At 63.4% G+C, this 6,115-nt stretch carries 3 protein-coding genes; 1 reads left to right on the forward strand and 2 read right to left on the reverse strand.

The annotated features are described in order from the left end of the window. Window positions 1–5: 5 nt before the first annotated feature. Entirely contained in the window at window positions 6–2,141 is a 2,136-nt protein-coding gene (locus ACIPZ8_RS20095; RefSeq protein ID WP_400726665.1) for a type I secretion system permease/ATPase, read from the reverse strand. 75 nt (window positions 2,142–2,216) lie between these two features. Further along, window positions 2,217–3,590: a TolC family outer membrane protein gene (locus ACIPZ8_RS20100; protein ID WP_400726649.1), complete on the reverse strand. Its 1,374-nt coding sequence runs from the start codon at window positions 3,588–3,590 to the stop codon at window positions 2,217–2,219. A gap of 466 nt (window positions 3,591–4,056) precedes the next feature. Between ACIPZ8_RS20100 and ACIPZ8_RS20105 the strand changes: the two genes are divergently transcribed. Next, window positions 4,057–6,115 (forward strand): retention module-containing protein (locus tag ACIPZ8_RS20105; RefSeq protein ID WP_400726652.1); only part of this gene is annotated, 2,059 nt, incomplete at its 3' end.

The raw sequence follows: 6,115 nt of genomic DNA on the forward strand, positions 1-6,115 counted from the left end.
AGCTCCTACAGGGCCGAGCCGATACGGCCCTTGCGCAGGGCGTCGACAACCGCATCCTTCGGCCCGTCGGCGACGATCTTGCCGTTGTCGAGCACCACCAGCCGGTCGACCAGGCTGAGCATCGAAGTGCGGTGGGTGACCAGCAGCACGGTCTTGCCCGGCACCCAACTCAGCAGGCGCTGGCGCAGTTGCTCTTCGCTGCTGTTGTCCATGTGGCTGGTGGGTTCGTCGAGGATCAGGATCGGCGGCTCCAGCAGCAGCGCGCGAGCCAGCAGCACCGCCTGGCGCTGGCCGCCGGAGAGCAACTGGCCGCGCTCGCCCACCGGGCGGTCGAAACCGTTCGGGTGTTGCCGGGCCAGTTCGCTGACGCCGGTCAGTTCGGCCACTTCGAGCATGCGCGCATCGCTGATGTGGCGCGCGCCCAGGGTCAGGTTGTCGCGCAGGCTGCCAGCCAGCAGTGGCAGGTCGTGGGCCACGTAGCCGATCTGGCTGCGCAGGTCGGCGATGTCCAGCTGGCGCAGGTCGAGGTTGTCGAGCAGCACCTGACCTTCGTCGGGGTGATGGAACCCCATCAGCAGGCGCCCGAGGGTGCTCTTGCCCGAGCCGCTGCGGCCGATGATGCCGATACGTTCGCCAGGGGTAATGGCCAGGTTCACATCCTGCAGCGCCGGGCTGGTCTGCCCCGGGTAGCGGAAGCTGACATGGCTCAGGGCCAGGGCGCCTTTAAGCGTGGTGTGCTCCAGCGCCTGTTGATCGAGCTGACGCTCCTGAGGCAGGGCCATCAGCGCGTCGGTGCTGCGCATGGTCAGCTGCGCCTGTTGGTAGCGAGTGATCAGCCCGGCGATCTGGCCGAGCGGGGCGAGCACCCGGCTGCCGAGCATGTAGCTGGCGACCAGGGCACCGACGCTGAGGTTGCCGGCGATGATGCTGTACACCCCGGCAACGATGGTCGCCATGCCGCAGAACTGCTGGATGAACAGCGTGCCGTTGCTGGCCAGCGAGGACAGGTTGCGGGCGTGGGCATCGAGGCGGGCGATGGCGGCGTTGGTGTGCTCCCACTGATACTGGCGTTCGCTTTCGGCGCCGCAGGCTTTGAGGGTTTCCAGCCCGCCCAGGGTTTCGATCAGCAAGGCCTGGCGCACGGCACCGAGGCTCAGGCTTTTCTGCACGGTGTCGCGCAGGCGGGCCTGGATGATCAGGGCAAAACCCACGGCCAGCGGGAAGGCGATCAGCGGGATCAGTACCAGCCAGCCACCGAGCAGGCCGATCACCAGCAGCATCAGGGCCACGAAGGGCAGGTCGATGATGCTGGTCAGGGTAACGGCGGTGAGAAATTCACGCAGGCCCTGGAAGTCGTGGATGCTCTGGGCGAAACCACCGATGGTGGCGGGCTTGGCCTTCATGGCCATGCCGGTGATGCGCTCGAACAGGGTGGCGGAGAGGATCAGGTCGGTCTTCTTGCCGGCCTGGTCCAACAGGTGGGCGCGGACCATGCGCAGCACCAGCTCGAAGGCGGTGCCGATGAACAGGCCGGCGACCAGCACCCACAAGGTCGACAGCGCCTGGTTGGGCACCACGCGGTCGTAGGTCTGCATGACGAACAGCGGCACCATCAGGCCGAGCAGGTTGATCAGCAGGCTGGCCAGCAGGGCGTCGCCATACAACCAGCGGGAATGGCGCAGGGTGTCGCGGAACCAGGCGTTGACCCGCGGCAACAGCGGTGAGCGCACGTCTTCCAGGGTATGCCGTGGGCGGGCGAACAAGGCATGGCCGCTGTAGGCTTGCTGCAGCGCTTCACGCTCGACCCATTGCTCGCCCCCTTCGGCTTCGCAGGGCAGGATCAGCGCACGGCCATCATCGCCCCAGCGTTGCAACACCGCGCTGCGGCCATTGTCGAGCAACAGCAGCACGGGCAGGTTGAGCGCCGAGATGTCCTCCAGCGCCCGCACCAGCACCCGCGCTTGCAGGCCGGCGCGGGCTGCGGCCCGGGGCAGCAGGTCGGCGCCCAGGCGCTGCTGGGCCAGGGGCAGCCCGCTGCACAGGCTGGCGCGGCTGGCCGGGCGGCCGTGCAGCCGGCACAGGATCAGCAGGCCATCAAGCAGCGGGTCATCGACATCCGGGCGCGGTTGCGCGCTTTGCATACTGGTCACGATGGCCTACTCCCGCCAGGGTGAATGGGTTGCTGTGCAGGCGATCCGTGCCAGTGCGTGCGACGTTCAGCGCATGTCGGGCAATCTGGCTTCGTTGCGGACCTCGTTGTTGGCGATAGCCTCTGGTGGGAGTGAAATGCGTTGCTTGCTCAACAGTTCACCCATGGTCGCCAGTACCCGGTACATCGAAAACTCTTCGGTGTAACGCACTTCGGTGTAGCGGCGGTTGGCGTTGTACAGCTCGTTTTCACTGTCGAGCACGTCGAGCAGTGTGCGCTGACCCAGGCCGAACTGGTCCTGATAGGCCGCGCGCACACGCTGGGTGGTTTCGGCGTACTCACGTGCGGTCGGGGTCTGCTTGCGGGCGTTGTTCATGGCGTTCCAGGACAGGCTGAGGTTTTCGGTCAGCTCGCGCAGCGCATTGTTGCGGATGTCCAGGGCCTGGTTGATCTTGTGCGCGTCGGATTGCAGCCGGGCCTTGTCACTGCCGCCACGGAAAAGGTTGTAACTGAGCTCGACGCCGGCCTGCCAGTCGTTGTTGGCGTGGCCTTTTTCACCGCCGATGTTGTTGTTGGCGCCGGTGGCCAGCACCGCGTCCAGGCGCGGGTAGAACGGCGACTTGGCCACTTCGTATTGCTGTTCGGCGGCGTTGACGTCGGCCTGGGCCGACTTGAGGTAAGGGTTGTTCTGGCGCATGCCTTCGCGTGCTTCATCGAGCGTGCCTGGCATGTCCACCTTGACCGATCGAGGCCCTTCCAGCTCGTCAGGCACCCGGCCGACCACGCTGTAGAAGTTGGCTTCGGCATCGGCGAGGTCGACTTCGGCGGTATCCAGGTTGTTTTCCGCGAGGGCGCGACGGGCGCGGGACTGGTCGAGGTCGGCGGTGCTGCCAACACCGCGCTCGCTGCGCAGGCCGATCTGGTCGTTGACGCGCAAGTGTGCCTGCAGGTTGTTCTTGGCCAGGTCCACCAGCTCTCGACGCTTGAGCACCTCCAGATACACCTCGACGGTACGCAGGGCGACATCCTGGGCAATGGCCTGGGTGTAGTAGGCCCGAGACGTCGCGACCGCTTCGGTGCGGCCCACTTCATTGGCGGTGTTGAAACCGTCGAAGATCATCTGCCGCAGGCGCAGTTCCGACTGTGTGTAGTTCAGGGTTTCCTTGTTGTGGTTGGTCGTGCCGTCCGGGTTCAGGCCGCGAGTATTGAGGTTGTCCGAGCGTTGGCGTCCATAACCTGCCACCAGATCAACTGTCGGGTAGTAGCCACCACGGGCGAATTTGACATCCTCATCTGCCGAAAGCTTGCTGTTGCGATTCGAGCTGATCTGCGGGTGGTAATCCACGGCAATCTGGATGGCTTCGTTGAGGGACATCGCCTCGACGTTCGTGCATGCCATGGCCACCAGTATTGCGCTGGCGAGGGGGGTAAAAACGCGCATGGGGCTACTTCTCCCTGGTCACAAAAAATTCCTGCTTTTCGCCAATAAAATGACGAAATTTATAGTTCAAACCGTTTCATGTTTGTAACAAGAGCTAAGAACATTTAACGCGCGAGCTAAGAAGATTTTTTCATAACACTTATGCGAAAAAAAACTTATGCGGTCTATGCAAAGCAAGACATTGTTTCATCCAAGCGATTTCGCGAACCGTTGCAAGGCTTGACTTACAAGCACTTCAGCAAGTTCCGGATTTTTTACAGCTAAGGACGCGGAACGGATAGGTGAATGCAGTATTTGGCGACAAAAAATTGGCATGAATTGATGGCCAACTTACATTATTACTATCGCCAAAGTAGTGCCTGAGAGAACGATTCTCACCGTTGAGATTTTTCGGACTCCATGCCCCCACCTGCCTGCGCAATGTCATTGGCTGATGTAGCCGATCAGTAAGGGGAGGTGTTCGCTCATGGCTAAGTTAGTCGGTGTGGTCAGCAAGGTAGTTGGCCAGGTATTCGCAGTCGCCAGCGATGGTAGTCGGCGCCCCCTGATCGAAGGTGATCGCCTGTTTGCTGGCGAGCAACTGGAGACCGGTGCTGCGGGAGCCGTGGCCGTGCACCTGCAGAACGGTGCCGAGTTGACCCTGGGCCGCGACAGCAGCCTGGCGATGACGCCGGACCTGCTCGCCAACCAGGCACACCATGCGCCGGCCCACGAGGTGGCGCCGAGCGACGCGCAACTGAGTGATGTGGAGCGTATCCAGCAGGCGATTGCCGCTGGCGACGACCCGACCCAGAGCGCTGAGGCGACTGCCGCCGGGTCAGGCAGTCCTAGCGCTTCCGGGGCGCTGGGAGGTGGCCACAGTTTCGTCTTGCTCGATGAAGTCGGCGCCCGTGTCGATCCAGTGGTGGGCTTTCCGACGGCAGGCTTCAATGGCTTTCCCGAGCTTGCCAACCGCGAAGTGGGCGGCCTCGACCCCAGCAATGGCAATTCGCTCAACGGTCGGCCAGTGGGTGGCGGCGATGGCGGCACGGGGCCTACGGAGCCGTCCATCCCGACGGTAGACGAAAATCATCCAGTCACGTTGCTGGGCCTGGATATCGCCCCTGGTGAGCTGAGCCTGAACGAGGCGAATCTGCCGCTGGGCTCTGCCAGTGATGCGGCGGCCTTGATCCGGCACGGCAGCTTTACCGTGGTGGCGCAGGATGGCGTGTTCAACCTCAGTGTCGGTGGCATCAACGTGGTGACGGGCGGAGTGGTGACCGGCATTGGCCAGTCGACCACCACCGGGCTGGGCAACATCCTGACGATTACCGGCTACAACCCGAGCACTGGCGAGGTGAGTTACAGCTATACGCTGACGGCATCCGGGCAACATATCGAGAACGATGGGGCCAAGGCGCTGACCGAGCACTTGCCGGTGCTGGTCAGTGACAGCGACGGTGATGTTGCCCAGGGCTCGCTGGATATCATCATTCACGATGATGCTCCGCAGGCTTTCGATGATGGCAACGGGGTCAAGGCGACCGAGGAACATGTCGAGCTGACCGGCAATGTGTTGACCAACGACATTCAGGGCGCCGACCGCGTGGCCGGCGGCCCAGTGATCGCCGGCACTTACACCGGCGCCTACGGCACGCTGGTCCTGGCTGCGGACGGCTCCTACACCTACACGCTCAACCCCAATGCCCCAGGCTTCAAGAACCTGGGCGGTGGCGGCAATGGCGTGGAGAACTTCACCTACACGATCAAGGACGCTGACGGCGACACCAGCACGGCGACCCTGACGCTGAACATCAGCAACCTCAACGACCCGGTGACCCTCGACGGCCTGGGCGTGCAGAACGGCGAGCTGACCGTCTACGAAAAGCACCTGAGCGACGGCGCCGCGCCGGATGCCAATGCACTGACTCAGCAAGGCACCTTCAAGGTCACAGCGGCTGACGGCCTGCAAAGCCTGACGGTGGGCGGCATCGCCGTGGTCACTGGCGGCGTGGCCGCCGGCTTCCCGCAATCGGTGATCACGCCGGCAGGCAACACCCTGACCATCACCGGCTACAACTCTGCCACTGGGGTGGTGAGCTACAGCTACACGCTGACCGACAACGGCGGCCACCCCGACGGTGCGGGCACCAACAGCATCAGCGAACACTTCGACGTGGTCGCCAAGGATGTCGACGGCAGCACCGCCACCGGCAGCCTGGACGTGAACATCGTCGATGATGTGCCGAAAGCAGTGGATGACAGCAACGCTGTGACGGCAACCGAGCAACACACAGAATTGACCGGCAATGTGTTGACCAACGACATTCAGGGCGCCGACCGCGTGGCCGGTGGCCCGGTCATTGCCGGCACTTACACGGGCACCTACGGCACGCTGGTCCTGGCTGCGGACGGCTCCTACACCTACACGCTCAACCCCAACGCCCCAGGCTTCAAGAACCTGGGCGGTGGCGGCAATGGTGTGGAGAACTTCACCTACACGATCAAGGACGCTGACGGCGACACCAGCACGGCGACCCTGACGC

The organism is Pseudomonas sp. NPDC089422 (assembly GCF_044749405.1).
GTDB lineage: Bacteria > Pseudomonadota > Gammaproteobacteria > Pseudomonadales > Pseudomonadaceae > Aquipseudomonas.

Coding starts and splice junctions, on each gene's coding strand:
- ACIPZ8_RS20095 (WP_400726665.1), bottom strand. CDS start 2,141: ATGCAAAGCGCGCAACCGCGCCCGGATGTCGATGACCCGCTGCTTGAT.
- ACIPZ8_RS20100 (WP_400726649.1), bottom strand. CDS start 3,590: ATGCGCGTTTTTACCCCCCTCGCCAGCGCAATACTGGTGGCCATGGCA.